Consider the following 26,330-nt stretch of genomic DNA (forward strand, 5'->3'; position numbering starts at 1 on the left):
GCGTGGGTGTCGACGAAGCCGGCGACGGCGGCCGCCAGGATCGCGCCGGACTCCCCGAACTCGGCGCGCAGGGCGGCCGAGGCCAGCAGCACCACCGACAGGGTCAGGGCGAAGATCAGGGCGCCGGCCAGGCTGAAGGCCTTGTCCGGCTCCTGTTCCCCCTTGGGCGGCGGCGTGCGCAGGGCCGCGATGGTGAAGAYCGCGCCGTAGCCCGCGGCGACCAGACCAGCGCCGAGCAGGGGCGCGGCCATGGCYYGCAGGACGGCCGGGCTGGTGGCCCCCACCACCACGGCCATCTGGATCACGGTGGCGACGGTSGAGAGCACGGCSCCSGCCACGGCCGAGGTCATCACCTTGGGGTCCTTGGCCGCCCGCGCGCCCATGGCCCCGATCGTCGCCGAGCTGGACACGAAGCCCGAGGCCAGGCCCGAGATCGGCAGGCCGAACCGCGARCCCAGCACCCGCGTGGCCAGGTGGCCGATCGCGCCGATCRSCAGCACCAGCACCACCAGCCGCCAGACGGACCTGGGATTGAGCGCCTCGTAGGGGCCCATCTGCCGGTCGGGCAGCAGCGGCATGACCACGATCAGGGCCGCGCCCAGGATCAGGGCCGAGCGCACCTCGTCCTCGGTCAGGACSGTGCGCACGAAGTGATGCAGGCGCTCGCGGCTGGACAGCAGCAGGGCGGTGACGATGCCCACCGCGCCGGCGGCCGAGGGGGCCTTCATGGCCAGGCCGCCGGCCAGCACCGTCAGCAGGATCGCGAACTCGGTCGTCAGGCCGGGCCCCTCCTTCTCGCGGTTCCGCCAGTAGCTCAGGCCCACCAGGGCGGCGATGAGCGAGCTCAGGACCGCCAGCAGCAGGACGCCGCCGCTGGCGACCGCCACGGTGCCACCGAGGGCGGCGATGGAGAAGGTGCGCACGCCCGCGTCGGTCGGAGCGCCCGGGTGGCCCGAGGCGTGCTCGCGGCCCGTCCCGATCAGCAGGCCCACGCCCAGCGCGACCAGCAGGTTCAGCAGAAGCGGGTCCAAGGGGGCTGGCAAGGCGTCTGGCTCCCGAGCACGTCCGGCCGGGGGCCGAGGTCTCACGATCGAATCCTATGATCCGTGGCCTGACCGAACAACCCGACAAAACCTCGAACCGCGCCGTTTCTCGACTGCCGTCGGGGCGAGCGGCTCTCCCGAACCGATCCAATTGCGCGAGCTTGACTTTAATCTCTCATCAAAGTTGTGGAATCGATGTTTGTGTGTCAACGTCCCACGACAACAAGGAATGGGGCGTTTCATGCGTATCTTCCTGTACATCCTAGGTTTTCTCGTCGCGGCGGCCGTGGCCGTCCTTCCCTGGATCCTGATCTCGCCGATCACCTTCATCACCGTCCTGGTCTCGTTGGCCGGGGTCGCGATGATCGTCCTGCTGATCGTCGGGCTGGTGAAAGGCTGGGGCATCGGCCTGCAGATCGGCGGCACCTGAGCAGGCTTTTCCGCGACGGCGGGGAGGCCGGCGGCCGCCGGTGGCGGCCGCTTCGCCGTGAGCGCCGCCCGTTCACGGAAATGTTGTCCGCAGGCTTCAAGCCAGACCATTGACGGCGGCGCGCGGGGGCCCACTCTGGGGGCGGATCAACCCTAGCCCGCGGCCACCCCCACACCATGATTTCCCTGGCCGCCGCGACGTCGTCGCGTTGTCGAGCGACGCCGCCTAAGCTGGCGAAAGCAGCCGTCATGGCGCCTCTTCGAGGGGCGGCGCGATGAGCGAACCGACGATCTTCTTTTCCGAGGTCAACGAGCGGCAGGGGGTGTTCCATCGCCGCGCGTTCCTGATGGGCGGCCTGGCCGGCGTCGGACTGCTGACCCTGGGCGGACGCCTGGCGCAGCTGCAGCTGGTCCAGGCCCGGCGCTACCAGAAGCTTTCGGCCGGCAACCAGTTCAACTACCGCCTGGTCTCGCCGCCGCGCGGGGCGATCTATGATCGCAACGGCGTGGCCCTGGCCTCCAACCGCCCCAACTTCCGCCTGATGGTCAGCAAGGAGTCCAGGGACTTCGACGCCGGGGCCGTGCTGGACGAGCTGGCCCTGCTGGTCCCGATCGACGGCACGCGCCGCGCCCGCCTGATCAAGGACTTGGCCCACGCGCCGAAGAAAGCCCCCGTGGCGGTGATGGAGGACATGACCTGGGAGGAGTTCTCGCGGGTCAACATCCGCGCGCCCGAGCTGCCCGGCGTGACCGCCGACATGGGCGAGGTGCGGGTCTATCCGTTCGGCGGCGCCTTCGCCCACGTGATCGGCTACGTGGCCAAGGTCTCGGACCGCGACCTGGACAAGGCCAAGGACGACCCGAACCAGGACCAGGCCCTGCTGCACCATCCGGGCTTCCGGATCGGCAAGCTGGGGGTCGAGAAGGCCTTCGACCGCCCCCTGCGCGGTCAGGCCGGGGCCAACAAGGCCGAGGTCGACGCCCAGGGCCGCACCGTGCGCCTGGATCCCGAGGGCGACATCCCGGCCAAGCCCGGCGCCGACATCCGCCTGACGCTCGACGCCGACATCCAGAACCGCGCCCTGGAGGTGATGGGCGACGAGAGCGGCGCGATCGTGGTCATGGACTGCCGCAACGGCGATCTGCTGGCCATGGCCTCGGCCCCCAGCTTCGACGCCAATCGTTTCGTGAAGGGCCTGTCGGGGCCGGAATACCGCGCGCTGGCCGAGTACGAGCGCAAGCCGCTGCTGGACAAGGTGATGACCGGCACCTATCCGCCGGGCTCGACCTTCAAGCCGACGGTGGCCATGGCGGCCCTGACGGCCGGGGTGGACCCGACCGAGCGGGTGCTGTGCACCGGCGGCTGGTCGTTCGGCGGCCGGGTCTGGCACTGCCACAAGAAGGGCGGCCACGGCGTGCAGAACATGCACGACGCCATCAAGAACAGCTGCGACGTCTATTTCTACCAGATGGCCCTGCGCATCGGGCCCGACCCGATCGCCGCCGCGGCCAAGGCCTTCGGCTACGGCGGGACCTTCGACATCGGCATTCCCGGCCAGAAGAAGGGCCTGGTCGGCACGCGCGACTGGAAGAAGAAGGCCTTCAAGCGCGACCCGGTCTGGCATCCGGGCGACAGCGTGCCGTACGGGATCGGCCAGGGCTACATCAACGTCAACGCCCTGCAGCTGGCGGTGATGACCGCGCGGCTGGCCAACGGGAGCAAGGCGCTCAATCCGCGCCTGGTGAAGTCGGTGGGCGGGGTCGAGCAGCCGCAGGGCGACGCCGTGCCGGACCTGCCGTTCAGCCAGGAGCACCTGGAGATCGTGCGGGCCGGCATGGCTGCCGTGGCCAACGACCCGACCGGCGGGGCCTTCAAGCAGAGCCAGCTGGGCCTGGGCGACGTGAAGATGGCCGGCAAGACCGGCACGGCCCAGGTGCGCCAGTACGCGGCCGGGGCCTCGCGCAGCAACCAGGGGATCGCCTGGAAGCTGAAGGACCACAACCTGTTCATCGCCTTCGCCCCCTACGACAATCCCCGCTACGCCCTGTCGGTGATCATCGAGCACGGCGGCCAGTTCGGCTCCAGCGCCGCGGCGCCCCGGGCACGCGAGGTGATGCGGGTGGCGTTGCTGAAGGACCCCGAGATCCGGGCGCGGATCGAGCGGCCCATGCCGCTGCCGGAAGCGCCGGACGAAGGGGAAGAGGAGAGCGACCTGGGGGCTGGAGACGCGCCGCTGGCGGTTGATTCCGAAGGTTGATGCGATTGGGGACACGCACAAGTGCATGTCCCCAGCTTCTGACGGGGACATGCGCACGCGCGTGTCCCCAAACTCCGCTTCAGCCTTTCAGCACCCGCTCCAGGACCTCCACCACCAGGCCGTGGTCCTCGACCTGCGGCAGGCCCGAGACGGTGATCGCGCCGATGCAGCCCAGGCCTTCCAGGGTCAGCGGGAAGCCGCCGCCGTGAGCCGCATGGTCGCGGGGCGCCAGGCCGTAGCGCTCCTCCAGGGTCTCGCCCGAGGCCTTCAGCTTTAAGGCCACGGCCAGGGTGCTGGTGGCCAGGGTCAGGACCACGTTGCGCTTGCGGCGCGCCCACTCGGCGTTGTCGGGACCCGCGCCCGGCAGTGCGGCGTGGAACAGCGGGCGGTCGCGCAGGCTGATGTCGATGGCCACCGGCGCATTGCGGGCCAGGGCGGCGTCGCGCAGGGCGGTCCCCAGGGTCCAGGCGGTCTCCAGGGTGAAGCGCTGGAAGACCAGGGCCTTTTCCTGGACGGCGATGGCGGCCAGCAGGTCCGTGTCGTTCACAGCGACAGCTCGCGGCCTTCGGCGGCGCTGCGGGCGGCCAGGTCGATCAACTCCATCACCGCCAGGGCCTCCTCGGGCGGGGCGGGATTGGCGCCGTGGCCCGACAGGGCGTCGCGGATGGCGGCGTAATAGGCCAGGTAGTCGCCGGGCACGCCCTCGACCACGCGGCTGGCGGTTCCCTCGCCGTCGACGACAGTCAGGGTCCCGGGGCGCGGATCGGCGCCCCAGCCTTCCGAGCCGGGGACGACGCCGGCCTTCAGGGCGTTCTCCTGGTCGTCCAGGCCTTCCTTGTGGAAGCTGGCCTTGGTCCCATGCACGGCCATGCGCAGGCGGGAATCGATCGTCATCTGGCTGGCGTGCAGCAGCACCCGCAGGCGCGGATAGCGCAGGACCAGGTGGAAGTAGTCCGGAGCCTGGCCGCCGTCCTTCTGGACCGCGAGGTCGGCATAGACCGCCTGGGGCGGGCCGAACAGCTGCAGAGCCTGGTCGATCAGGTGCGGACCCAGGTCCAGCAGGGCCCCGGCCCCGGGCTTCTCGCGCCAGCGGTCGCGGACCACCGGACGGTGGCGGTCGAAATGGCTCTCATACTGCACGATCTCGCCCAGCGAGCCGTCGGCGATCAGGGCCTTGAGCGTGAGGAAGTCGCTGTCCCAGCGGCGGTTGTGGAAGATGCTCAGCAGCTTGCCGGCCCGCTGGGCGTGGTCGGCGACGGCGCGCGCCTCGTCCAGGGTGACCGCGAACGGCTTGTCGATGACCACGGCCTTGCCGGCGTCCAGGGCCGCGTGGGCCTGGGGGGCGTGCAGGGGATCGGGGGTGGCGATCACCACCAGGTCGATCTCGGGGTCGGCCAGGACGGCGTCGAGGTCGGGCGCGACCTTCACGCCCGGATGGTCGGCCAGGACCTTGGCGGGGTCGCTGGAGACCACGGTGTGCAGCAGCAGGCCGGGCGTGGCGGCGATCAGCGGGGCGTGGAAGGCCTTGCCGACGAAGCCATAGCCGACCAGGGCGACCTTGAAGGGGAGGGGGGAGGACATGGGTCTTTATAGCCTTTCCTAGGGGGCAAAGAAAAAGCCCCCGATCTCGCGACCGGGGGCTCGTTCTTCAGGCGCTGATGAGGACCGCTAGATCTTCACCGGCTCCATCTTGGGGGTCAGCAGGTGGATGACCAGCAGGGCGACCAGATAGGCGCTGCCGGCGACCAGGAAGATCGGGGTGTAGGTGCCGATCTTGTCCAGCACCTGGCCGATGTACTTGGAGAACACCATGCCGCCGAAGGCGCCCAGCATGCCGCCGATGCCGACGACCGAACCCACCGCGCCGCGGGGGAACACGTCCGACGGCAGGGTGTAGAGGTTGGCCGAGAAGCCCTGGTGGGCGGCGGTGGCGACGCCGATGATCAGGACGGCGACCCACAGGTTGTCGACATTGGCCGCGAACACCACCGGCATGGCCAGCAGGGCGCAGATCAGCATGGTGATCTTGCGGGCCTTGTTGATGCTCCAGCCCATCTTCATGAAGTTGGACGACAGCCAGCCGCCGCCCACGCTGCCGACGTCCGACAGCAGGTAGATGGCGATCAGCGGCGGGCCGAACGACTTCAGGTCCAGGCCGTAGCGCTTGCCCAGGAAGTCGGGCAGCCAGAACAGGAACATCCACCAGATCGGGTCGATCAGGAACTTGCCCAGGGCGAAGGCCCAGGTTTCCTTCTTGGTCAGCAGCTTGGCCCAGCCGATCTTCTCGACCGGGTCGGCCGGGTCCTGCTCGATGTGGGCCAGTTCGGCGGCCGACAGGCGCTTTTGCTCACGCGGGCGGCGATAGACGATCAGCCACAGCGGCAGCCACACCAGGCCGGCGATCCCGGTGACGATGAAGGCCATCTGCCAGCCGAAGGCCAGGACGATGCCCGGCACCACCAGCGGGGTGACGATGGCGCCGATGTTGGTGCCGGCGTTGAAGATGCCGGTGGCCAGGGCGCGCTCGTTCTTGGGGAACCACTCGGCCACGGCCTTGATGCCGCCCGGGAAGCCGCCGGCCTCACCGACGCCCAGGCCCATGCGGGCGATGGCGAAACCGCCGAAGCCGCGCGCCAGGGCGTGGCCGATGTGGGCGACTTGCCAGATCAGGAACGCGATGCCGAAGCCCCAGCGGGCCCCGATCTTGTCCATGATCTTGCCCCAGGCCAGGTACGCGATGGCGTAGGCCAGCTGGAAATAGAACACGAGGTCGGCGTAGTGGGTCTCGTCCCAGCCGAATTCCTTCGACAGGTCGGCCTTCAGCAGGCCGATGGTCTGGCGATCGACGTAATTGATCACCATCGCCAGGAACAGCAGGCCGACAATGACCCACCTGTACCGCCCGATCTTCGCAGACGGAGCCGGCATCGTTGGAGCGTCCATGGACGTCACATCCTCACCCTTAGGCTTGTAGTTATTCCGACGCCCCCGCCGGTTTTCCGATCGTTAGAGCGTTTCCAAGCGAAGAGGAAACCTGTTCGCTTGGAGAGACGCGGTAGAACAAAACACGCCTGATGCGCGACCAGGCCCTAGGCCGGGACCGCGACGCAGGCGACGCTTCCGAACGGGCCGAAGTCTACGCGGGAGGTGTCCCCGGCCGCAATGTCGTGAATGCCGGTGCTGGCGCCGGTGGTGACCAGCATGCCCTTCTTCAGCGGGCGGCCGCGCGAGGCGACGTGGCCCAGCAGGAAGGCCAGGGCCGCCAGCGGCGAACCGGGGATCGAGAACGCGCCGCCCTTGCCGACGGACACGCCGTTGATGAAGGTCTCGGCGGGCATGTCTTCCCAGGCGATGTCGCGCCAGTTCTCGACCACCGGGCCCAGGATCTGGCCGTCGTTGTTGCCGAAGTCCGAGGCGACGATGGGCGGGCCCAGCTGGTTGATGGTGGCCAGCGGGCTGCCGGCGATCTCGATGCCGACGATCAGCTCGCCCACGTATTCGGCGGCTTCCTCGGCGGTCCACTGGGTCTTGTCGGCCGGAGCGTCCTTGCCCAGGCGGATGATGAATTCGGCCTCGACGGCGGTGAAGCCGCCGGCGATGGCGCGGAACGGCGTCGGCGCTTCGCCGGCGTTCCAGACCTTGGTCTTGAAGATGCAGCCGGCCAGGCGCTCGGCGCCCAGGCGTTCGCGGTGCTGCGGGGGAACCAGGCCGACCTTCCAGCCCACCAGCTCGTCAGGCCACATGTCGATCGCCAGGTCCTGGACGGCATAGCCGTCGGCCATGGACTTGGGCAGCACGCCGCCCGGATAGCCGGGAACCGACACGCCCTTCAGGCGCGCCTCGACGAATTGTGGGGCGATGGATGCCGGTGCGAACACCTCGCTCTCGGCCTCGGAAACGGTCACGCCGCGAATCCTCCCTCGCGTTACACTCTACAGTCCCGTTAAACGGGCTTTGGTCACGCATAATGGAAACCGGTGTCATTGACAATCGGCCACGCGACACCGGTGGCAAGGGATTGTCATGCCCCTGTCATCGGGATTTCATGGGCTTTGATGATCGATCATCCCAAAATCCGGCGTGCGGTCCTGACCCTTCCCGAGATCGAGGCGGGTGAATCCGAGGATTCGCTGGCGTTTTCGGTGCGCGGCAAGGGCCTGTCCTGGCCCTATCTGGCCCGCGCCACGCCGAAGGGGCCACGAGAGCTCGTGCCGGGCGTCCTGGCCGTGCGCTGCCGGCTGGAGAAGAAGGAGATGCTGATCGAGGCCGCGCCGGAGATCTTCTTCGAGGATGACCACTATCGCGGCTATCCGGCCGTGCTGGTGCGGCTCGAAGCGGTCGAGACGGCGGAATTGAGCGCGCTGCTGCAAGACGCCTGGCGCGCGGTCGCCCCAAAGAGCCTGGTCAAGCGTTTCGACGCGGAGCGGTAGGGAACCGCTCGCCCGTCGTGCGCCTTCATCAGGCACGACACGGAGCCCCGCCATGGCCCACGGACAGCTCGCCGAATATCGTCGCAAGCGCGATTTCCAGAAGACCGCCGAGCCCAGCGGCGACGAGGCCGTCGACTCGGCTCCGCACGCGCGGTTCGTGATCCAGAAGCACGACGCCACCCGGCTGCACTACGACTTCCGGCTGGAGGTCGGCGGGGTGCTGAAGTCGTGGGCGGTGACCAAGGGCCCGTCCCTGGATCCGGCCGACAAGCGGCTGTCGGTCGAGGTCGAGGACCATCCGCTCGACTATGGCGACTTCGAAGGCACGATCCCCAAGGGCCAGTACGGCGGCGGCACGGTGCAGCTGTGGGACCGCGGCTATTGGAGCCCCGAGCCCGGCTTCGAGGACGTGGGCAAGGCGCTGAAGAAGGGCGAGCTGAAGTTCGTGCTGGAGGGCGAGCGCCTGCACGGTTCGTGGGTGCTGGTGCGGATGAACTGGGACCGCAACGCCAAGGACGGCCCCAAGCGACAAGAAGGGGGCAAGCGGTCGAACTGGCTGCTGATCAAACACAAGGACGCCGCCGCGCGGCCTGGCGGGGGGGCTTTGGTTCTGGAGGAGGACGCCTCGATCGCCTCGGGCCGCACCATGGCCGACATCGCGGCCGGCAAGGGCAAGGGGCCTTCGCCGTTCATCCTGAAGACCAAGGGCAAGGGCGACGCGGTGTGGAGCTCGCGGACCAAGGCCGAGCGCGAGGCGCTGGCCAGGGAGGCCGAAGAAACGCGAACCTTCGCTCCATCCCCCTCGGTGTCATCCCGGACAAGCGCGAAGCGCGCCGATCCGGGACCGACGCCTGAGCGCCGCGCTTCTCGCGGTCCCGGGTCTGCGCTTCGCTCCGCCCGGGATGACAAGAAGGGGGGGAAGAAGCCCGCCGTCCTGCCCGAGTTCATCGAACCCCAGCTGTGCAAGTCGCTCGACCGCCCGCCGGCCGGCCCGGGCTGGGCGCACGAGATCAAGTTCGACGGTTACCGCGTGCAACTGCGCGTCGAGGACGGCCGGGCGGTGTTGCGCACGCGCAAGGGCCTGGACTGGACCGAGAAGTTCGCCGCCATCGCCGAGGCGGCCGCGGACCTGCCCGACGCCATCCTGGACGGCGAGGTCGTGGCCCTGGACGCGGCCGGCCAGCCCGACTTCGCCGGCCTGCAGGCGGCGCTGTCGGACGGCGACACCGGCGACCTGATCTTCTTCGCCTTCGACCTGTTGGCGGAAAACGGCGAGGATCTGCGCGACCTGCCGCTGCGCGAGCGCAAGGCGCGGCTGAAGGCGATGATGGGCGAGGACGAGCCGCGCCTGCGCTTCGTCGACCACTTCGAGACCGCCGGCGACGCGGTGCTGCTGTCGGCCTGCAAGCTGGAGCTGGAGGGCATCATCTCCAAGCGGCTGGACGCGCCCTACCGCTCGGGCCGCAGCGAGACCTGGACCAAGGCCAAGTGCCGGGCGGGGCACGAGGTGGTGATCGGCGGCTACACCACGACGGGCAGCGCCTTCCGCTCGCTGATCGCCGGGGTCTATCGCGACGGCAAGCTGGCCCATGTGGGCCGGATCGGCACGGGTTTCGGCCGCGACAAGGTCGCCAAGTTGCTGCCCCGGCTGAAGGCGCTGGAGACCAAGGCCTCGCCGTTCGAGGGCAAGAACGCACCGCGCGGGGCCGAGAACGTCCACTGGGTGAAGCCCGAGCTGGTGGCCGAGATCGAATATGCCGGCTTCACCGGCGACGGCGCGATCCGCCAGGCGGCGTTCAAGGGCCTGCGCGAGGACAAGCCCGCCGCCGAGGTCGAGGCCGAAGTCCCGGCGTCGGCCGAAAGCGCCGAGCTGGCCGAGCCGACGCCCAAGGCGGCTGCAAAGCCCGCGCCCAAGTCCCAGACGATCGTCACCGCCAAGGAAGACAGCGTCGTGCTGGGCGTGACGATCTCCAAGCCCGACAAGCCGCTGTGGCCCGACGTCGACGGCGCGCCGGGGACCAAGATCGACCTGGCCCGCTACATGGCCGCGGTCGGGGAGTGGATGCTGCCGCACGTGAAGGGCCGGCCGGCCTCGATCATCCGGGTCCCGGACGGCATCACGGGCGAGACCTTCTTCCAGCGCCACGCCATGCGCGGGATGTCGTCGCTGATCGAGCAGGTCAGCGTGAAGGGCGACAAGCAGCCCTATATCCGCTTCGACCGGGTCGAGGCCCTGGTCGCCGCCGCCCAGATCGGCGGCGTCGAGATCCATCCGTGGAACTGCCAGCCGAACGATCCCGAGGTGGCCGGCCGGCTGGTCTTCGACCTGGACCCCGCGCCGGGCGTCACCTTCGAGGACGTGATCGCCGGGGCCCGCGAGATCCGCGACCGGCTGGAGGAATTGGGCCTGGCCAGCTTCTGCAAGACCACTGGCGGCAAGGGCCTGCACGTCGTCACGCCGCTGTCCGACAAGGTCCCGTGGGACGCCGCCAAGACCTTTGCCCGCGAGGTCTGCGCCCGCATGGCCGCCGACGCGCCGGACAAGTACCTGATCACCATGAGCAAGAAGGCGCGGGAAGGGCGGATCTTCCTGGACTACCTGCGCAACGACCGCACCTCGACCGCCGTGGCGCCCCTTTCGGCCCGGGCCCGGCCCGGCGGCACGGTGTCGATGCCGCTGAACTGGACCCAGGTGAAGGCGGGGCTGGACCCGACCAAGTACACGATCCGCACCGCCCCCGACCTGATCGCCAAGAGCACGGCCTGGGAAGACTATTTCGACGCCGCCAAGCCGCTGAAGGCGGCTATCAAGCGCCTGGGGTGAGGCGCCCCGTCTAGGTCGGCTTGCGGGCGTCGGCCGCTAACCGGTCGGCCTGGCGGTCCAGGTCGTCGGCCTGGGACGGCAGGCGGTCGGCGAGCGCGCGCAGTTCGGCGTCGGTGACGACATTGCCCCGGGCGCGGTTGTCCTCGATCTGCTTGGCGCGATAGGCGGGGTCGCGCAGGCGGGCGGCTTCCTGGCGCATCTGCTGGGCGCCGTTGCGCATCTGCACGGCGCCCTGGGCCATCTGAACGCGGGCCTGGACCATCTGGCGCGCGGCTTCCTCGCGGGCCTTCTCGCCGATCTGGCGGGCCCATTCGCCGTCGGCCCTGGCGCGTTCGGCCTCGACCCTGGCTCGTTCGCCTTCGACCCTGGCCCGCTCGGCGGCGTGGCGGGCGATGTGGGCCTGCGCCCGGCTCTCGGCGGCTTGGCGGCGGGCTTCGGCGGCGCGGGCGCGCGCCTCGGTCGCGGCCTGCCGCTCTTCGGGCGTGGCGGACCGGTAGTAGTAGCTGTAGCCGAGGGCTTCCGGCGGCGGAGGCGGAGGCGGCGGCGGTTCGGGCGGCGGCGGCGGGGCCGGCGGCTCGGGCGGCGGCGGAGGAGGGGGCGGGGGAACGGGCGACAGCGGGGCGAGCTCGGCCAGGGCGATCATCGGGGCCGGCGGCGCGGGCGGCAGAGGGGGAAGCGGCGGCAGGGGCGGCGCGGGCGGGGCGGCGACCAGGGGGACCGGCGGCGGGGCGGGCGGCTCCGGCGGCGCGACCCAGTCCTGGCGGGTGACGGCCAGCGCGGCCAGCGGCGTCGCGACGGCGGCCAGGGCGGCGACGGTCAGGGCCACCGTGAAAGGCCGGCGGCGGGCGGAGGTGTTCGTCATGATGCAGGCGATCCTTGTCTTCAGCGTTCGGGCGTCGGCGGCCATGGCGGTCGCGGCGATGCGGAGGGGATGGCGCAGAGGGATGGGCTGGGCGGCCAGGCTGATCAGGGCCTTGGCGTAGAGCGTGCGGTCGACGGTCTCGAGCGCGACGGCGTCGGCCGCTTCCTCCGAGCGTTCGGCCAGGACGGTGTGGAGCCGCCAGACCAGCGGATTGAACCAGAACATCGCCAGGGCCAGCCGCGACAGCACCAGGAAGATCCAGTCCTGACGGCGCAAGTGGGCCAGTTCGTGGGCCAAGATGGCGGAGGCGGCCCGGCGTTCGGCCAGGCTGGCCGGATCGACGATGATGAAGCCCGGCGCGACGCCCCAACTGAGCGGACTGGCGATCCGGTCGCTGGCCACCAGGCCGGGGCGGTCCTCCGGCGACAGGCGCTCCAGCGGCGCCAGCCAGTCGGGGCACTCCACCGCGCGCCCCTGGCGGGTCCAGCGGTTCAGGGTGTGCAGCCCCACCAGCAGCCGGCCGACGACGGCGGCGAAGCCCAGCAGCCACAGGCCGCCGATCAGGTCGGGCGTCGGATGGAACGAAGGCCAGGCCGGCATGCCCGACGCCGCCAGGCTCGCGACCGCGGCGGGTGCGTCCGGCGAAACCACGGCGAGCGGCGCGGCGGGCGGGGACGCCGGCAGCAGGGCCAGCTCCATCGTCGGCAGGGCGTTCATGATGACCGGCAGGGCCAGCAGCAGGCAGACCGTGGCGCGCAGGATGTCGACCCGCTCGACGGGGCGTCGGGTCAGGAACCGGGCGCAGGCCAGGCCGGCGCCGGCGACCAGGCTGGACTTGACCAGCAGGGACAGGAGCAGGGCCCAGGTCATGGCTTGCGCTCCACGGCCTGATCGATGGCCTGCTCGAGCGCGGCGGCCTCCTCGGGGGTCAGCCGCTGGCCCAGGCCCAGCAGGGCGGTGGCGGCGCTGGCCGCCGAGCCGGCGAAGAAGGTGTCGATCATCCGCTTCAGGGCGCCGGCGGCGACCGCCTCGGTGCGCTGGACGGGGCTGTACAGAAAGCCGTCGGGACCGGACGTGCGCTCGACCAGGCCCTTGGCCTCCAGGCGCGAGAGCATGGTGCGCACGGCGGAGTCGCTGAGCGGATCGGACAGGGCGCCACGGACGCCGGCGGCCGTGCCGGTTTCCAGGCGACACAGGGTCTCGAAGACCTCGCGTTCGCGTCGGGGCAGGGCTTCGATCACGGCGGCCTCCACGGGGCATGGTTCGCTACAGGTGTAGCGTTACATGTGTAGTGGGCCGGGTGAAGTGAATTCGCCGTAACCTGGAACGGGGCGTTTCGAGCGAGAGGGGGGTTACGGCTTGGCGGCCAACAGGACGGGCGTCGTCTCGATCAACTTGCGCGAGGTGATCATCGTCTTGGTGGTCTCGTAGTATTTCCGGAAATGCGGCGACTGGATGTGCGCCTGGTAGGCGGCCTCGTCGGCGTAGATCTCGAAGAACCGGAGTTTCGAAGGATTGTCCTTCTCGGCGACGGAATAGATCCCCAGCACTCCCGGCTCGGTGCGAACCGAGATTTCCATCTCTTCCTTCACGGCCGCCGTGTACCTGTCCAGCTGGGCCGGGTCGATCTCAAGTTCGGCGATCCGGACGATCTTAGCCTCGGCGATCGCGGTGTTGGACGCCTGCGCCATCGCACCGCCTTCCAGCGACAGGGCGCAGGCCGCGAGGGCGAGGCTGGCGAGCAGGCGTCGGTTCATGGCGGAGGCTCCCGGGGACGGTATCTCAGTTAGGACGTCGGACGCGCGGCGGCAACGCGTCCGCCCCGACCTCGCCCCGCCTTCGCCCCGCCAAAGCCAAGATCGGGCGCGATAACTGGACCATGAGCCCGCGCACGCGCCTGCTGACCCTTGTCGCCGTCCTCGGCCTGGCCTTCGCCGGGATCGCCGAGGCCTCGGTCGCGCCGCGCCTGATCGAGACGCCGGCCGCGGCGCCCGGCGACGCCCTGGCCGTGCTCTACTCCGGCGACGGCGGTTGGGGCGCGCTGGACCGCGGCGTGGCCAAGACGCTGGCGCGCGACGGGATCCCGGTGCTGGGCGTCAATTCGCTGCGCTATTTCCTGAACAAACGCCCGGCCCAGGCCGTGGCGGACGACCTGGCCGACCAGCTGCGCCTGCGCCAGGCGCGATGGGGCCGCCAGAAGATCGTGCTGGTCGGCTATTCGTTCGGGGCCGACGCCCTGCCGGTCATCGTGCCGCTGCTGCCCGCCGACCTGCGCGGCCAGATCAGGAGCGTGGTGCTGATCGGCGTGGGCCCGCACGGCGACTTGACCTTCCACCCCGCCAGCTGGCTGAACCGACCCACGCGGGACTCCTTCCCGGTAGCCCCGGCGGTCGAGGCGCTGAAGGGCCTGCCGATGACCTGCATCTACGGCGACAAGGAGCGGCTGGACATCTGTCCGACCCTGCCGGCGGCCACGATCCGCCAGGTCAGGCTGCACGGCGGCCACCATTTCGACGGCGACTATGCGGGCCTGGGCCAGGCCGTGCTGAAGGCCGCTAAGCTCTAGGTTCTCCGCTTTCGCGCGCTTCTTCACGCGAACCGGCTTCCATTTCGCTCGAAAGCGCTTTGGGTAACCGGCGCCCGCGCACATCCGCGTGAGCGGATCGTGACGCAGCTTCGCCGCATCGCGGGGATCGAAACCCCGCCAACGTGCGTTTCAAAGGCCTGTAGACATCGGAGAGGGCCTTCTCGCCATGACCGCGTTCGGGTCAGTCGTTCGGCATGCGTCGAACGATTTGCCGCCACCACCAGTCGCCTTGCCGCCCCGCGCGGCGTTGTTTCTCGATCTTGACGGAACCTTGGCCCCGATCATGCCCCGGCCCGAACAGGTCGGCCCCGACGCACGCCGCGCGGCGCTGCTCGACGAGCTGACGCGCGTCCTCGATGGGCGCGTGGCCGTCGTCAGCGGGCGCGGGCTGGAAGACCTCGACCGCATCCTGGAAGACAGAGTGAAGTACGTCGCCGCCGTCCACGGCCTGGTGCGGCGCGGCGCCCACGGCGTCGACCGCGTCCAGCCGCACCCCGACCTCGAACACGCCCGCGATGTGCTGCGGGACCTGGCGCGCAGCGATAGGGGCCTGCTGTTCGAGGACAAGGGCCTCAGCGTCGCCTTGCACTATCGCAACGTGCCCTCGGCCGCCGACGCGGTGATCGAGGCGGCTGAGCGGTTAGGTCAGTCGTCGCATCTGGTGGTCCAGCTGGGCGACATGGTCGCCGAGCTGCGCACGCCGGGCCAGGACAAGGGCAAGTCGGTCGCCGCCTTCCTGCGCGAGGCGCCGTTCGACGGCGCGACCCCGGTGTTCGTCGGCGACGACCTGACCGACGAGGACGGCTTCGCCGCCGCCGCCCGCCTGGGCGGCTACGGCGTGCTGGTCGGTCCCGAACGCCCCACCCAGGCTGCCTACCGCTTGAACGACTGTGACGCCGTGCTGGGCTGGCTGGGCGCCTCAATAGGAAAGGCCGCCGCATGAGCCGTCTGATCGTCGTTTCCAACCGCGTGAACCCGCCGACGGGCAAGGGCGACGAGAGCGTCGGCGGCCTGGCCATGGCCCTGGCCGCGGCCCTCCGCGAATATTCCGGCATCTGGTTCGGCTGGAGCGGCAAGACCACCACCGAGTTCACCGGCCAACTGAACATGCAGAAGGCCGACGGCGTGACCGTGGCCACGGTCGACCTCGAGGAGGGCGACTACCAGGAATATTACAACGGCTACGCCAACAAGACGCTGTGGCCGCTGTTCCACTATCGCGTCGACCTGACCGCCTACGACCGCTCGTTCGGCGAGGGCTATGACCGGGTCAACAAGCGGTTCGCCGAGACGCTGCTGCCGCTGATCGAGCCCGACGACGTGATCTGGGTGCACGACTATCACCTGATCCCGATGGCGCGGGAGCTGCGGCGGCTGGGCGTGACCAACCGCATCGGCTTCTTCCTGCACATTCCCTGGCCGGCCCACCAACTGGTCGTGACCCTGCCGCGCCACCGGCCGCTGGTCGAGGCGATGTTCCACTACGACCTGATCGGCTTCCAGACCGAGGAAAGCGTCCAGGCCTTCGAAGGCTATGTGTTCAACGAGGTGGGCGGCGAGCGGACCGAGGACGGGCGGCTGACGGCTTTCGGCCAGACCACCACGGCCGGCGCCTTCCCGATCGGCATCGACGCCGAGGACTTCGCCCGCATCAAGGACAGTCCGCGCGCCCTGCGGGTCTACGACCGGCTGATGGCCCACAGCGTGTTCCGCAAGATGGTCGTGGGCGTGGACCGCCTGGACTATTCCAAGGGGCTGGAGGAGCGGCTGATCGGCTTCGAGAAGTTCCTGCGCGACAATCCCGAGGCGCGCCGCGAGGTGATGCTGCTGCAGATCGCGCCGCTGTCGCGCGACGAGGTCGAGGCCTACCAGGACCTGCGCTCGCGGCTGGACGGCCTGATCGGCCACATCAACGGCGCCTATGCCGACATGGACTACAACCCGATCCGCTACCTCAATCGCAGCTATCGCCGCGACGAGCTGGCCGGGGTCTATCGGGCCTCCAAGGCCGCCCTGGTCACGCCGCTGCGCGACGGGATGAACCTGGTGGCCAAGGAGTACATCGCCTCGCAGGCGCCGGAGGACCCCGGCGTGCTGATCCTGTCGCGCTTCGCCGGCGCCGCGCGGCAGATGAAGGAGGCGCTGATCATCAATCCCAACAGCCCCGAAGAGATCTCGGACGCCCTGACCCGGGCGCTGAACATGGACCTCGACGAGCGCAAGCGGCGCTTCGAGAGCCTGATCGACAATGTCACCCGCCAGGACGTCACCGCCTGGCGCGACGACTTCGTGGCCCAGCTGCGCGATCCGACGCCGGTTGCCGTCGCCAAGCCGACGATCAAGATCCCGCCCGCCCTTACCGTGCGGGCCGGGGGGAGGAGCTAGCATGGCCGCGCGACCCACCTGGCAAGGCCACCTGCGGCTGTCCCTCGTCACCTGTCCGGTGGCGATGTACACGGCCGTCTCGCCCGGCGGCGAGGTGCGGTTCAACCTGCTGCACCCCAAGACCCACAACCGCATCAAGATGGTCGCCACCGATCCGGACCTGGGCCCGGTCGACCGCGCCGACCTGGTCAAGGGCTACGAGTACGAGAAGGACCACTATGTGATCCTGACGCCGGAAGAGATCGAGAGCGTGCGGCTGGAAAGCACCCGCACCATCGACATCGAGCGCTTCGTCGACGCCGACGACATCGACCGGCTCTACTGGGACAACCCGTATTTCCTGGTGCCGGACGGCAAGCTTGCGGTAGACGCCTACACCGTGATCCGGGACGCCATGGCCGGGGCGGGCAAGATCGCCCTGGGCCGGGTGGTGATGCACACCCGCGAGCGGCTGTTGGCCATCGAGCCGCGCGACAACGGCCTGGTCTGCTACACCTTGCGCAGCCACGACGAGGTGCGCGACGCGGCCGAGCTGTTCGACGACATCCCCGACCGCAAGGCCGACCCGCAGATGGTGGCCATCGCCGAGAAGATCATCGAGCAGCAGGAAGGCCCGTTCGATCCCAGCCAGTTCAAGGACCGCTACGAGGACGCTCTGCGAGCCCTGATCAAGCAGAAGGAAAAGGGCGGCAAGGCCAAGGTGACGGTCGAGGAGCCGGAGAACACCAACGTCGTCGACCTGATGGAGGCCCTGCGCAAGAGCCTGGGCCACAAGCCGGGGGCATCGGCGGCCCATTCTTCCACGACCAAGTCGGCGGCCAAGCCCAGGAAGGCCGCGGCAAAAGCGCCCGCCAAGCGCAAGAAGGCCTCCTAGAAGGCCTTGCGGCGTTTTTGCGCTTGTCATCCGCCGCGACGCGCCGCTTCTGCGGGTGAGTGACACGCCGTTTTCCGAAATTCCTCCCGCGCGCCGTCGTGCTGGGCGTCATCGCCCTGGCGACGAGCAGTTGCGTCAGCCTCGAGGCGTCGACCCCCAAGGTCAGCGGCGAGCTGGAATGCCTGGGCGCCAGGACCTCGCGGCCCACCGTGATCCTGGAGGCCGGCGCGTTCGGCGGGGCGGCCGACTGGTCGCTGGTGGCCGAACGGCTGGCGCGGGGCGGCGAGGTCTGCGCCTACGACCGCGACGGCATGGGGCTGGCGGAAATCCACGACCTTGATCGCTCGCCCGTCGCCGTCGCCACGCGGCTGGAGGCCCTGGTGGCGCGCAAGGTCGGCGACGCGCCGGTGATCCTGGCGGGACATTCGAATGGCGGGCTCTATGTCGAGGCCTTCGCCCGCATATGGCCCGAGCGCACGGCCGGTCTGGTGCTGGTCGACGCGGTGGGGACCGACGTCAAGGACCAGCCGCTGGCCCGGGTCGACCTGGAGCGCGAGGCGCGGCTGGCCGCCTTCACCCCGACCGCCCGCGCCGTCGGCCTGACCCGCCTGGTCCCGCTGATGGACGACATCTCGCCGGCGGCCGAGGCTGCGGCCCGTCGGCGGTCGGCGTGGACGGGGCGGACCAGCATCCAGGCCGGGCTGCGGGAAGTGCGGGCTTTCCTGCCGGGCCTAGCCGCCGTCGACGCCCTGCCGCCGCTGCGGCCGACCATCCCCGTGGCCGTGATCGTCGCCAGCCGGACGCCCGACAAGCCGCTGGACCGCGCCTGGCGCGCCGCCCAGGTCGCTCCGGCCGATCGCGCCTGCCGCGCGGTGGTCATCGACGCCTTCGCCAGCCACACCTCGATCCTCGACGCCCAGCGCGACTACGTGGTCGACGCCGTGGGTTGGCTGGACGGTGCGCAGCCGTGGGCGGGCCAGCGGCGCTGCTGAGCGGCGTTCAGCGCGCCCGCAGCCAGCGCCGCACCGGCGCGTCGTAGAACCGGAACGCGGCCCAGGCCACGGCCGGCGCGACGACCATCGCCAGGACCGGGAACCACAGCGGCAGCTCCGTTCGCCAGCCGTCCGAATAGAGCCGCAGCATCACCGCCCAAGTCGCCCAGTGCAGCGCATAGAGCGGGTACGAGACCTCGCCCGTCGTCCGGCACACCGCGCCGGCCGCGCCCTTGGGATCGTGGGCGCCCATCAGCACCAGCATCGGGAACAGTACGGTCACGCAGGCCAGGTCATAGGCGCCGTTCCAGTAGCCTCCCGGTATCAAGGGCGTCGCCAGCACCGCCAGCAGGATCGCGGCGGGCAGCCACAGGCGCGGGCGGGGCGCCAGGGCGCGATAGCGCCAGCTCAGCCAGCCCAGGCAGAAGCTGTACGTCGCCCGCGCCACGCCCAACCAGAAGGTCGCCTGGTCCCAGCCGGTCTCGATTCCGTTCATGCCCCAGACGCCCCAGATCATGAACGCGCCGCAGCCGAAGACGAGCGTGGCCACGAACAGGTCGGGGACGCGGCGCAGCGGGAACCAAAGAGCGCTGACGATCACTTCCAGGCACAGCGACCAGGCCGGCGGATTGAAGGGGAAGAGGCTCGTGAAGGCATAGTCGGGCGGATGGCCCAGGCGCGGGATCAACAGCAGCCCGCGGGCCAGGTTCGGCCAGAACGGAGGACTGTGGTTGGAGGTCAGCACCGCGCCGACCAGTGTCGCCAGCACCAGCAGCGGCCAGATGCGCACGGCGCGGATCCACAGATAGGCAGGCCAGCCGATATCGCGCCGCTGGAAGGCGTGGGCCAGGACGAAGCCGCTGAGGCAGAAGAAGAAATCCACCGCCAGATAGCCATGGGCGAAGACGCCCTGCCGGCCCGTCCAGCCGGCGACGTGGTACAGCAGCACCCCCAGCGCCGCCACCGCTCGCAGGCCGTCCAAGGCGGCGAGGCGTTGTGTCCTGTGTTCCGTCACCCGTCGGTTCTTGAGGATCGCGGCCGGTTTCGCAAGAGGCGCTAGGCGACCAGCGACGCGACGATCCGGGCGTGGAGGTGCTCGCGATAGGCCTGCGCCGTCCAGCCGCGTTGCGTGACCAGATCGTCCCAGGCGGCGACCGAGGTCATGGTCCACAGGACGTCGGCGGCAAGCGCCGGATCGAGGCCGGGACGCAGCCGTCCTTCCGCCGCCAGGCGCGTGACCACGGCCCGGCTGCCCTCCAGGCGGTGGTCCTGGCGGTCGCGCCAGGCGCTCTCGGCCGCCGGATCCTGGCGGCGCAACACCTCGAAGGCGTCGACGATGGGCTTGTAGCCGGGGTTCAGGCGGGCCTGCAGGTCGAGGACCATCGCCAGCGCCTCCAGGGCCGTCGGCGCCTCGCGGATGGCGGCCAGTTCCTGGACCAGGCCGCGCTTGCCGTCGACATAGCGCAGCAGGGCCACGAAGAGGTCGGCCTTGTCGGCGAAGGTCAGGTACAGCGCCTGGCGCGACAGCCCGGCTTCCTTGGCGATGGCCCCCATGGCGATGGGGCCCTGGGCGCGCTGGATCAGCGCGAGCGTGGCCTCGAGGATGCGGGCGCGGGTGGTCTGGGGTGGGCTTGACAGGGTGTAAAGTCCGGCGCTAGACGAGAGTGGCTTGACACAGTGTCAAGCGCGTCGGGCGCGACCGCAAGCCCTTTCGAAATCCGGAGACGACCCATGCTTGTCCACACGTTCCGAGGACCCGGCCGGATCTTCGGCTTCACGGCCCAGGCCGATGGCGCGAACCTGCCGGCGGCCTACGCGCCCTGGACCGCGTTCAAGACCATCGAGATCCACCCCGACGAACCCCACGCCGGGGTCGATCCGAACGCCTGCCTGGCCGATATCGAGGCCCACGGCTTCCACCTGACGGACGCCCACGCGCGGATCGCGCCGGAGAGCGTCTAGCTCCAGGCCGCCGCCAGGAACATCACCGCGCCCACCTCGACGGCGTCGCTCAGACCGTGGGCGACCATCGGGGCCAGCAGGCTGCGCGTGCGCTCCATCAGCCAGACATAGGTCAGGCCGAAGGCGAAGGCGTAGAGCTGCTGGGCGATGGCCAGGTGCAGCGGCTGGTGCAGGAAGCTGTCGTAGTGGGCCAGGCCGAACATCACCGCGACGATGTAGGCCGCCACCGGCAGGTCCAGCCGTCCGATCCGCAGGCGGCCGGGGACCAGCACCGTCAGCATGCCGACCAGCAGGCCGCGGAAGATCGGCTCCTCGTTGACGCCGGCCAGCAGCATCATCGACAGCCAGCCGGCCGCCGAACCCGGATAGTTGACCTCGGGCGCGGTGTGGCTCAGCAACTGCGGCCAATAGTCGGCGACCAGCATGATCAGCGCCATGGCCAGGCCGATCCCGACGGCGGGGAACAGGTAGGTTCGGCCCGGCGGCCAGCGCAGATGGCCGTCCGACTGGGGCAGGAGCCGCTGCATCACCAGGACGCCGATCACGCCCGCCGACGCCTGCAGCAGCATGGCCAGGCCCATGAACACCCAGGCCTGGTGGTGGAAGAGGTCGATGTTGGACTTGTCGATCCAGCGCGCGGCCTCGCGGCAGGGCACGAGGATCCCCTGCATCAGCACCGCCGCCAGCACGATGGGCCAGAGGCGGAACTTGAAGTCGGTCAGTTCGACGAAGGGGCGGGGCGAGGGCAGGGCGGTGTCGGTCATGCCGACCTTGTCCCAGCCTCAGGCCGCGTCGGTCTTGAACCGATGTTGCAGCCCAGCTTGCAAACGCCACTGGCCCGGCGGGCGACCGGTCAGGGCTTTGACGTCGCGGCTCATGTGGGCCTGATCGGAAAAGCCGGTCTCGACAGCGATCTCGGCGAGCGACGCGTCGCCGGTGACGATCGCCGTCCAGGCGCGTCGGGCCCGGGCCTCCACACGGAAGCGCGAGGGGGCCACGCCATAGCAGTCGCGGAACCAGCGGAAGGCGGTCTCGCGGGCGACGCCCTGGTCGCGGGCCCAGGCCTGGATCCCCGGCGTGTCGTCGCCCGACAGCGCCTGGGCCATCAGGTCGGGCGCGTCGGCCAGAGGGACCTCACCGGGCAGCAGGGTCTCCAGCAGGGCGGTGGTCGCCTCGCGCGGATCGCGCTGGGCCAGGCGGGCCAGCAGGTCCGGATCGGCGGCGCGGGCCATGCCGGGCAGGTCGTCGACCACGGCGGGCAGGGGCAGGCTGAGGATCAGGGCTTGGCCGGCGATCTGGTCGCAATGGCTGGAAAAGGCCCCGTGGATCAGCACGTCGCCGGGCCGCACGCGCCAGCGACCCCGCTCGCCGGCCTCCTCGTAGCCGCCGGCCAGCACCACGGCGGCATAGGCCTCGTCATGGATGTGGCGAGGGATGGTCTGGCCCGGCGGCAGGGCCTGGCGAAGGTCGGGGCGGGCGCGCGACATGCCGCCACCCTAGCAGGCTGGGCGGACCAGGCAGCTTAAAGCGGTGTCATCTACCGCACCGAGGTCCACGGCCGGCTCAGCAGCACCGCGCAGTTGATCAGCCCGACCAGGGAATAGGTCTGCGGATAGTTGCCCCACAGCTCGCCGTCCGCGAAGCCGATGTCCTCCGACAGCAGGCCGGCGGTGGTGCGGCGCTCCAGCATCTCCTCGAACAGGGCGCGGGCCTCCTCGATCCGGCCGGCCAGGTAGAGCGCCTCGACCAGCCAGAAGGTGCAGATGTTGAACGCCGTCTGCGGGGCGCCGAAGTCGTCGGGGATGGCGTAGCGCAGCAGGTACGAGCCCTTGCGCAGACCCGCCTCGATGGCCGCCACGGTGGCGGCGTTGCGCGGGTCGTTGGCCTCGATGAAGCGCAGGTCGACCAGCTGCAGCAGGCTGGCGTCCAGTTCGTCGCCCTCGAAGGTGGCGGCGTAGCGGCCCAGCGTCTCGTTCCAGGCCCGCTGGTCGATGGTGGCGCGCACCTTGGCGGCGCGGTCGTTCCAGAAGTCGGCGCGGTCGGCCAGGCCCAGGCGGGCGGCGGCGTTGCCCAGCCGGTCGCAGGCCGCCCAGCACATCACCGCCGAATAGGTGTGGACGTTGGCCCGGCCGCGGAACTCCCACAGGCTGGCGTCCGGCTGGTCGTGCAACTGGAAGGCCCGCTCGCCCACCGGCTCCAGGTTCTGGAAGTCCTCCACCGTGCCGGGCCGCAGCAGGCGCTCGTCGAAGAAGGCCTGGACGGTGGACAGGATGATCTGGCCGTAGACGTCGTGCTGCTGGTGCTCGAAGGCCTGGTTGCCGATGCGCACCGGCCCCATGCCGCGATAGCCGGGCAGGGCGGGGGCGAAGCGCTCGGTCAGCTGCGGCTCGAAGCCCACGCCAAACAGCGGCTGGATATGGCCGCCGGCCGCCCGGTCGACGATGTTGCGCAGGTAGCCCAGATAGTTCTCCAGGATGTCGACGGCGCCCAGCCGGTTCAGGGCCTGGACCACGTAATAGGCGTCGCGCAGCCAGCAGTAGCGGTAGTCCCAGTTGCGGCCGCTGTCGGCGTGCTCGGGGATCGAGGTGGTCATGGCCGCGACGATCGCCCCGGTCTCCTCGTGCATGCAGAGCTTCAGGGTGATGGCCGAGCGGATCACCGCGCTCTGGTAGTCCAGCGGCACGGCCAGGCCGCGCACCCAGTCCATCCAGTATTCCTGGGTCTGCTGCAGCATGCGGTTGCAGGTGGCCCCGATGTCGGCGTTGAAGCCCTCGTCGGCGCCCAGGAACATGGCGACCGGCTTCTCCAGCCGGAAGGTGCGCTCCTCCAGGATGTGCGAGACCGGGCCGTCGGTGGACAGGCGCAGGGTCATGTCCGAGCACAGGAAGCGGATGTGGTTGGAGCCGTGGGTGGTGTCGGCCGCGCGTGAGCCCCACTCGGCGGTCGGGCGCAGGCGGATGGTGATCCGCGCCACGCTGGTCAGGGGGCGGATCAGGCGGATGAAGGCCGTGGGGCGGAAGCTGCGGCCGAACTGCTGGTAGCGGGGGGAAAAGTCGATGATCTCGACGCTGGCCCCGTCGGCGTCGGTGATCACCGTGCGCAGGATCGGGGTGTTGCGCAGGTACTCCTGCTCGACCGTCTTGGCGCCGTCGACCGCCACCTCCCAGGTGCCCTTGGCGGTGGGATCGCCGGGCTCCAGTCCGCCCAGCAGCGAGCTGAACACGGGGTCGGAATCGATGCGCGGCGCGCAGGCCCACACGAAGCGCCCGCAGCGGTCGATCAGGGCGCTGACGGCGCAGTTGCCGATCGGGAAGAGGTCGAGGTTCTGCGGCATGTCGTGGTTCCGCTCGCTTTTACGCTTCAATTTTTAATCCGCTCATCCCGGCGAAGGCCGGGACCCAGATCCCAAAGCGGAGAGGCTAATTGGAAGGGCGCTGAGCTTGTGGAGCCAACACCCAGCCTTGCCATCTGGGTCCCGGCCTTCGCCGGGATGAGCGGAACGAGAGAGAGGTCACCGCCTGATCAGGATGGGCACCGGCGACTGCTTGCTGGTGTGGGCCGCGACGTGGGCGCCGACATGTTCGAAGGTGATGTCGGTGACGGCCGTACCGATCCTCAGGCCGTCGACCTGCAGGTGGTCGATGCCGATCGGCAGGCGCGGATCGCTCAGGTGCACCTCGCCCTTCCAGCCGTCGATGGTGATGCCCAGGCACGCCTGCAGCATCATGAAGGCCGAGCCGGCCGCCCAGGCCTGGGGCAGGCAGGCCACCGGATAGGCCACCGGCGGCTCGCCCGGCTGGCGCGGGAATCCGCAGAACAGTTCGGGCAGGCGCATCTCGTAGTGGGCGGCGGTCTCGAACAGGCCCGAGGTCATCTCGACCACCCCGTCGCGGTGGCCGTAGCGGGCCAGGCCCATGGCGCAGATGGCGGTGTCGTGCGGCCAGACCGAGCCGTTGTGGTAGCTCATCGGATTGAAGCGCGGCTCGCCCTGGGCCAGGGTCCGCACGCCGAAACCGTTGTGGAACGCCGCCGACAGCAGGGCGTCGGCCACCTTCTTGGCCCGGGCGGGCGAGGGCAGGCCGCAGAACAGCAGGTGACCGGGATTGGAGCCGCGAACGCGACAGGGCTTGCCGTGGCCGTCGACGGCCATGGCGTAGAAACCCTTGTCCTCCATCCAGAACTTGGTCTCGACCTGCTGGCGCAGATGCTCGGCCTTGGCTCGCCAGCGTTCGGCGTTGTCGGGATCGCCGCGCCGCTGAGCCAGGTCCGCCATGCCCTTGAAGGCGGCGAAGGCGTAGCCCTGGACCTCGACCACGGCGATCGGCCCGTCCGGGAACTTGCCGTCCTCGTGGAAGACGCTGTCCTCGCTGTCCTTCCAGTTCTGGTTCGACAAGCCGGAGTCCAGGCCCCGGGCGTAGTCGATCAGGCCGTCGCCGTCGCTGTCGCCGAAATGCTCGATCCAGGCGATCGCCGCCAGCAGCGGCTCCCACAGGCCGTCGATGAACTCCAGATCCCCCGTGCGCTCGGCGTAGGCGCAGGCCAAGGCCACGAACAGCGGCGTGGTGTCGACCCCGCCGTAGTAGCGGCCGAACGGCAGCTCGCCCAAGGCGGTCATCTCGCCCTTGCGGGTCTCGTGCATGATCTTGCCGGGCGCGCTGTCGCGGAAGGCGCTGACCTCCTCGGCCTGGTGCTCGGCCAGATAGCCCAGCACGCCCTTGGCCAGGCCGGGCTCGATCCACAGCACCTGCCAGGCGGTGATGATCGCGTCGCGCCCGAACGGGGTAGAGAACCAGGGGATGCCGGCATAGGGGTAGGGGCCGGTGGCGAACTGGGTGGTCAGCAGGGCCAGGTCCGCCCGCGACTTCTCAAGCCAGTCGTTGAACAGCCGGCCCGAGCTGTGCAGCCGCGCCCCGTGACGCCGCCGCTTGCGCATGTCGATCCGGGCCCGCGCCGCCGCCGCCCGCCAGCGCTCGCGCGTCGGCGGATGGGCGTGATCGACGCCAACCTCGATGTAGAGATCGAAGTGGGTCTCCGGCGTCAGCATGAACATGAAGTCGGCCCGTTGCGGACCCAGGCGTCCCGGCGGCTCGGAGAACGAGATGATGCTGGTGCGCCGCACGCCGTCCAGCCCGTCATAAGCGTAGGTCACCGAGCGGCCGTTCATCTCGGCCGGCAGCACGCGGCCCCTGGCCGGACGCTTGGAGCCGCGCACCTCGAACATGTCGTGGAAGTCGGCGTCGTATTCCAGGCTGACCGGCAGGATGACCATGTCGCGGCTGTAGTTGACGAAGCGCAGGCGCTCGTAGAGCCGCTGGTCCCACAGGAACCGCTTGCGCTCGACATGTATCGCGCCGTGCGGCGCGGCCGCGCCGCCCAGGGCGGGCAGCGGTTCGTTGGTCGAGTGCGAGGTGAAGAACACGTTGTCCTGCGACACCGCCGCGCTCAGCAGGGCCGGCGAGCGATTGCCCAGCAGCAGGCGCAGCTTGGACAGCAAGCGGGTGTCGTCGTGGAACAGGCCGTCGGCCGCGCCCAGCACGTCGCCGAAGGCGTCGGCCACCAGGAAGGTGTCCTTGTCCTTCAGCGCGAACAGCCGGTAGGGGACGCGCGGTTCGCCCGTCTCGCCCTGTTCGACGGCGCCGCTTGGCGTTGGGCCCGGTGTGAGATCGTCCATATCTTTTGGCCCC

At 70.0% G+C, this 26,330-nt stretch carries 24 protein-coding genes; 10 read left to right on the forward strand and 14 right to left on the reverse strand.

The window, feature by feature from the left end:
- The coding region (locus tag AC1DMQ_RS22245) for an MgtC/SapB family protein (protein WP_477035719.1) at positions 1-1,043 on the reverse strand (1,043 nt) is incomplete at its 3' end.
- 241 nt (positions 1,044-1,284) lie between these two features.
- On the opposite strand from AC1DMQ_RS22245, the gene AC1DMQ_RS22250 reads away from it, so the two are divergent.
- Positions 1,285-1,473: a hypothetical protein gene (locus AC1DMQ_RS22250; RefSeq protein WP_477035720.1), complete on the forward strand. Its 189-nt coding sequence runs from the start codon at positions 1,285-1,287 to the stop codon at positions 1,471-1,473.
- Between the two features lie 274 nt (positions 1,474-1,747).
- Positions 1,748-3,730, forward strand: coding sequence for a penicillin-binding protein 2 (mrdA, locus tag AC1DMQ_RS22255; RefSeq protein ID WP_477035721.1), 1,983 nt, complete (start codon positions 1,748-1,750; stop codon positions 3,728-3,730).
- Between the two features lie 79 nt (positions 3,731-3,809).
- Here the strand turns inward: mrdA and AC1DMQ_RS22260 are convergent, their stop codons facing one another.
- From AC1DMQ_RS22260 to AC1DMQ_RS22275, 4 genes are all read right to left on the reverse strand, one after another.
- Entirely contained in the window at positions 3,810-4,277 is a 468-nt protein-coding gene (locus AC1DMQ_RS22260; protein WP_477035722.1) for a heme-degrading domain-containing protein, read from the reverse strand.
- The gene (locus AC1DMQ_RS22265) at positions 4,274-5,311 is read right to left on the reverse strand and encodes an oxidoreductase (RefSeq protein WP_477035723.1); all 1,038 of its coding nucleotides are present in this window, start codon (positions 5,309-5,311) and stop codon (positions 4,274-4,276) included. Before AC1DMQ_RS22265 ends, AC1DMQ_RS22260 begins: the two co-directional genes overlap by 4 nt.
- 87 nt (positions 5,312-5,398) lie before the next feature.
- The gene (locus AC1DMQ_RS22270) at positions 5,399-6,673 is read right to left on the reverse strand and encodes an MFS transporter (protein WP_477035724.1); all 1,275 of its coding nucleotides are present in this window, start codon (positions 6,671-6,673) and stop codon (positions 5,399-5,401) included.
- A gap of 146 nt (positions 6,674-6,819) precedes the next feature.
- A complete protein-coding gene (locus tag AC1DMQ_RS22275) occupies positions 6,820-7,635 on the reverse strand; it encodes a 2-keto-4-pentenoate hydratase (protein WP_477035725.1) in 816 nt (271 codons plus the stop codon).
- Between the two features lie 78 nt (positions 7,636-7,713).
- On the opposite strand from AC1DMQ_RS22275, the gene AC1DMQ_RS22280 reads away from it, so the two are divergent.
- Both AC1DMQ_RS22280 and ligD read left to right on the forward strand, forming a co-directional pair.
- Positions 7,714-8,160, forward strand: coding sequence for an MmcQ/YjbR family DNA-binding protein (locus AC1DMQ_RS22280; RefSeq protein ID WP_477035726.1), 447 nt, complete (start codon positions 7,714-7,716; stop codon positions 8,158-8,160).
- A 52-nt stretch (positions 8,161-8,212) separates the two neighbouring features.
- A complete protein-coding gene (gene ligD, locus AC1DMQ_RS22285) occupies positions 8,213-10,984 on the forward strand; it encodes a DNA ligase D (RefSeq protein WP_477035727.1) in 2,772 nt (923 codons plus the stop codon).
- 10 nt (positions 10,985-10,994) lie between these two features.
- Here ligD and AC1DMQ_RS22290 read toward each other — a convergent pair whose 3' ends face one another.
- From AC1DMQ_RS22290 to AC1DMQ_RS22300, 3 genes are all read right to left on the reverse strand, one after another.
- Entirely contained in the window at positions 10,995-12,716 is a 1,722-nt protein-coding gene (locus AC1DMQ_RS22290; RefSeq protein ID WP_477035728.1) for a M56 family metallopeptidase, read from the reverse strand.
- Positions 12,713-13,087, reverse strand: a complete 375-nt coding sequence (locus AC1DMQ_RS22295; protein WP_477035729.1) for a BlaI/MecI/CopY family transcriptional regulator — start codon at positions 13,085-13,087, stop codon at positions 12,713-12,715. The genes AC1DMQ_RS22290 and AC1DMQ_RS22295 overlap by 4 nt, the downstream gene beginning before the upstream one ends.
- Before the next feature lie 111 nt (positions 13,088-13,198).
- Complete coding sequence (locus AC1DMQ_RS22300; protein WP_477035730.1) at positions 13,199-13,603, reverse strand: putative quinol monooxygenase; 405 nt, start codon at positions 13,601-13,603, stop codon at positions 13,199-13,201.
- 122 nt (positions 13,604-13,725) lie between these two features.
- On the opposite strand from AC1DMQ_RS22300, the gene AC1DMQ_RS22305 reads away from it, so the two are divergent.
- The 5 genes from AC1DMQ_RS22305 (at position 13,726) to AC1DMQ_RS22325 (ending at position 18,684) form a co-directional block, all read left to right on the forward strand.
- Positions 13,726-14,412 (forward strand): AcvB/VirJ family lysyl-phosphatidylglycerol hydrolase, encoded by a 687-nt coding sequence (locus tag AC1DMQ_RS22305; protein WP_477035731.1) that lies wholly within the window; start codon positions 13,726-13,728, stop codon positions 14,410-14,412.
- A 187-nt stretch (positions 14,413-14,599) separates the two neighbouring features.
- Positions 14,600-15,376, forward strand: coding sequence for a trehalose-phosphatase (gene otsB, locus AC1DMQ_RS22310; RefSeq protein WP_477035732.1), 777 nt, complete (start codon positions 14,600-14,602; stop codon positions 15,374-15,376).
- On the forward strand, positions 15,373-16,818 hold the full coding sequence (locus AC1DMQ_RS22315) for an alpha,alpha-trehalose-phosphate synthase (UDP-forming) (RefSeq protein WP_477035733.1): 1,446 nt from the start codon (positions 15,373-15,375) through the stop codon (positions 16,816-16,818). The genes otsB and AC1DMQ_RS22315 overlap by 4 nt, the downstream gene beginning before the upstream one ends.
- Position 16,819: 1 nt before the next feature.
- On the forward strand, positions 16,820-17,692 hold the full coding sequence (ku, locus tag AC1DMQ_RS22320) for a non-homologous end joining protein Ku (protein WP_477035734.1): 873 nt from the start codon (positions 16,820-16,822) through the stop codon (positions 17,690-17,692).
- Between the two features lie 98 nt (positions 17,693-17,790).
- On the forward strand, positions 17,791-18,684 hold the full coding sequence (locus AC1DMQ_RS22325) for an alpha/beta fold hydrolase (RefSeq protein WP_477035735.1): 894 nt from the start codon (positions 17,791-17,793) through the stop codon (positions 18,682-18,684).
- A gap of 7 nt (positions 18,685-18,691) precedes the next feature.
- Here AC1DMQ_RS22325 and AC1DMQ_RS22330 read toward each other — a convergent pair whose 3' ends face one another.
- Both AC1DMQ_RS22330 and AC1DMQ_RS22335 read right to left on the reverse strand, forming a co-directional pair.
- The gene (locus AC1DMQ_RS22330; RefSeq protein ID WP_477035736.1) at positions 18,692-19,699 is read right to left on the reverse strand and encodes an acyltransferase family protein; all 1,008 of its coding nucleotides are present in this window, start codon (positions 19,697-19,699) and stop codon (positions 18,692-18,694) included.
- A 41-nt stretch (positions 19,700-19,740) separates the two neighbouring features.
- Positions 19,741-20,322: a TetR/AcrR family transcriptional regulator gene (locus AC1DMQ_RS22335; RefSeq protein WP_477035788.1), complete on the reverse strand. Its 582-nt coding sequence runs from the start codon at positions 20,320-20,322 to the stop codon at positions 19,741-19,743.
- A 93-nt stretch (positions 20,323-20,415) separates the two neighbouring features.
- Here AC1DMQ_RS22335 and AC1DMQ_RS22340 point away from each other — a divergent pair, with 93 nt between their 5' ends.
- Positions 20,416-20,646, forward strand: coding sequence for a hypothetical protein (locus AC1DMQ_RS22340; protein ID WP_477035737.1), 231 nt, complete (start codon positions 20,416-20,418; stop codon positions 20,644-20,646).
- On the opposite strand, the gene AC1DMQ_RS22345 is transcribed toward AC1DMQ_RS22340, so the two are convergent.
- The 4 genes from AC1DMQ_RS22345 to AC1DMQ_RS22360 form a co-directional block, all read right to left on the reverse strand.
- The gene (locus AC1DMQ_RS22345) at positions 20,643-21,410 is read right to left on the reverse strand and encodes a CPBP family intramembrane glutamic endopeptidase (protein ID WP_477035738.1); all 768 of its coding nucleotides are present in this window, start codon (positions 21,408-21,410) and stop codon (positions 20,643-20,645) included. The two genes, AC1DMQ_RS22340 and AC1DMQ_RS22345, sit on opposite strands and share 4 nt — an antisense overlap.
- Before the next feature lie 18 nt (positions 21,411-21,428).
- Positions 21,429-22,133, reverse strand: a complete 705-nt coding sequence (locus AC1DMQ_RS22350; RefSeq protein WP_477035739.1) for a helix-turn-helix domain-containing protein — start codon at positions 22,131-22,133, stop codon at positions 21,429-21,431.
- A 50-nt stretch (positions 22,134-22,183) separates the two neighbouring features.
- Positions 22,184-23,980, reverse strand: a complete 1,797-nt coding sequence (locus tag AC1DMQ_RS22355; protein ID WP_477035789.1) for a glycoside hydrolase family 15 protein — start codon at positions 23,978-23,980, stop codon at positions 22,184-22,186.
- A 177-nt stretch (positions 23,981-24,157) separates the two neighbouring features.
- The gene (locus tag AC1DMQ_RS22360) at positions 24,158-26,317 is read right to left on the reverse strand and encodes an amylo-alpha-1,6-glucosidase (RefSeq protein ID WP_477035740.1); all 2,160 of its coding nucleotides are present in this window, start codon (positions 26,315-26,317) and stop codon (positions 24,158-24,160) included.
- Positions 26,318-26,330 lie beyond the last annotated feature (13 nt).

It is taken from the genome of Caulobacter sp. 05L422, assembly GCF_056397765.1.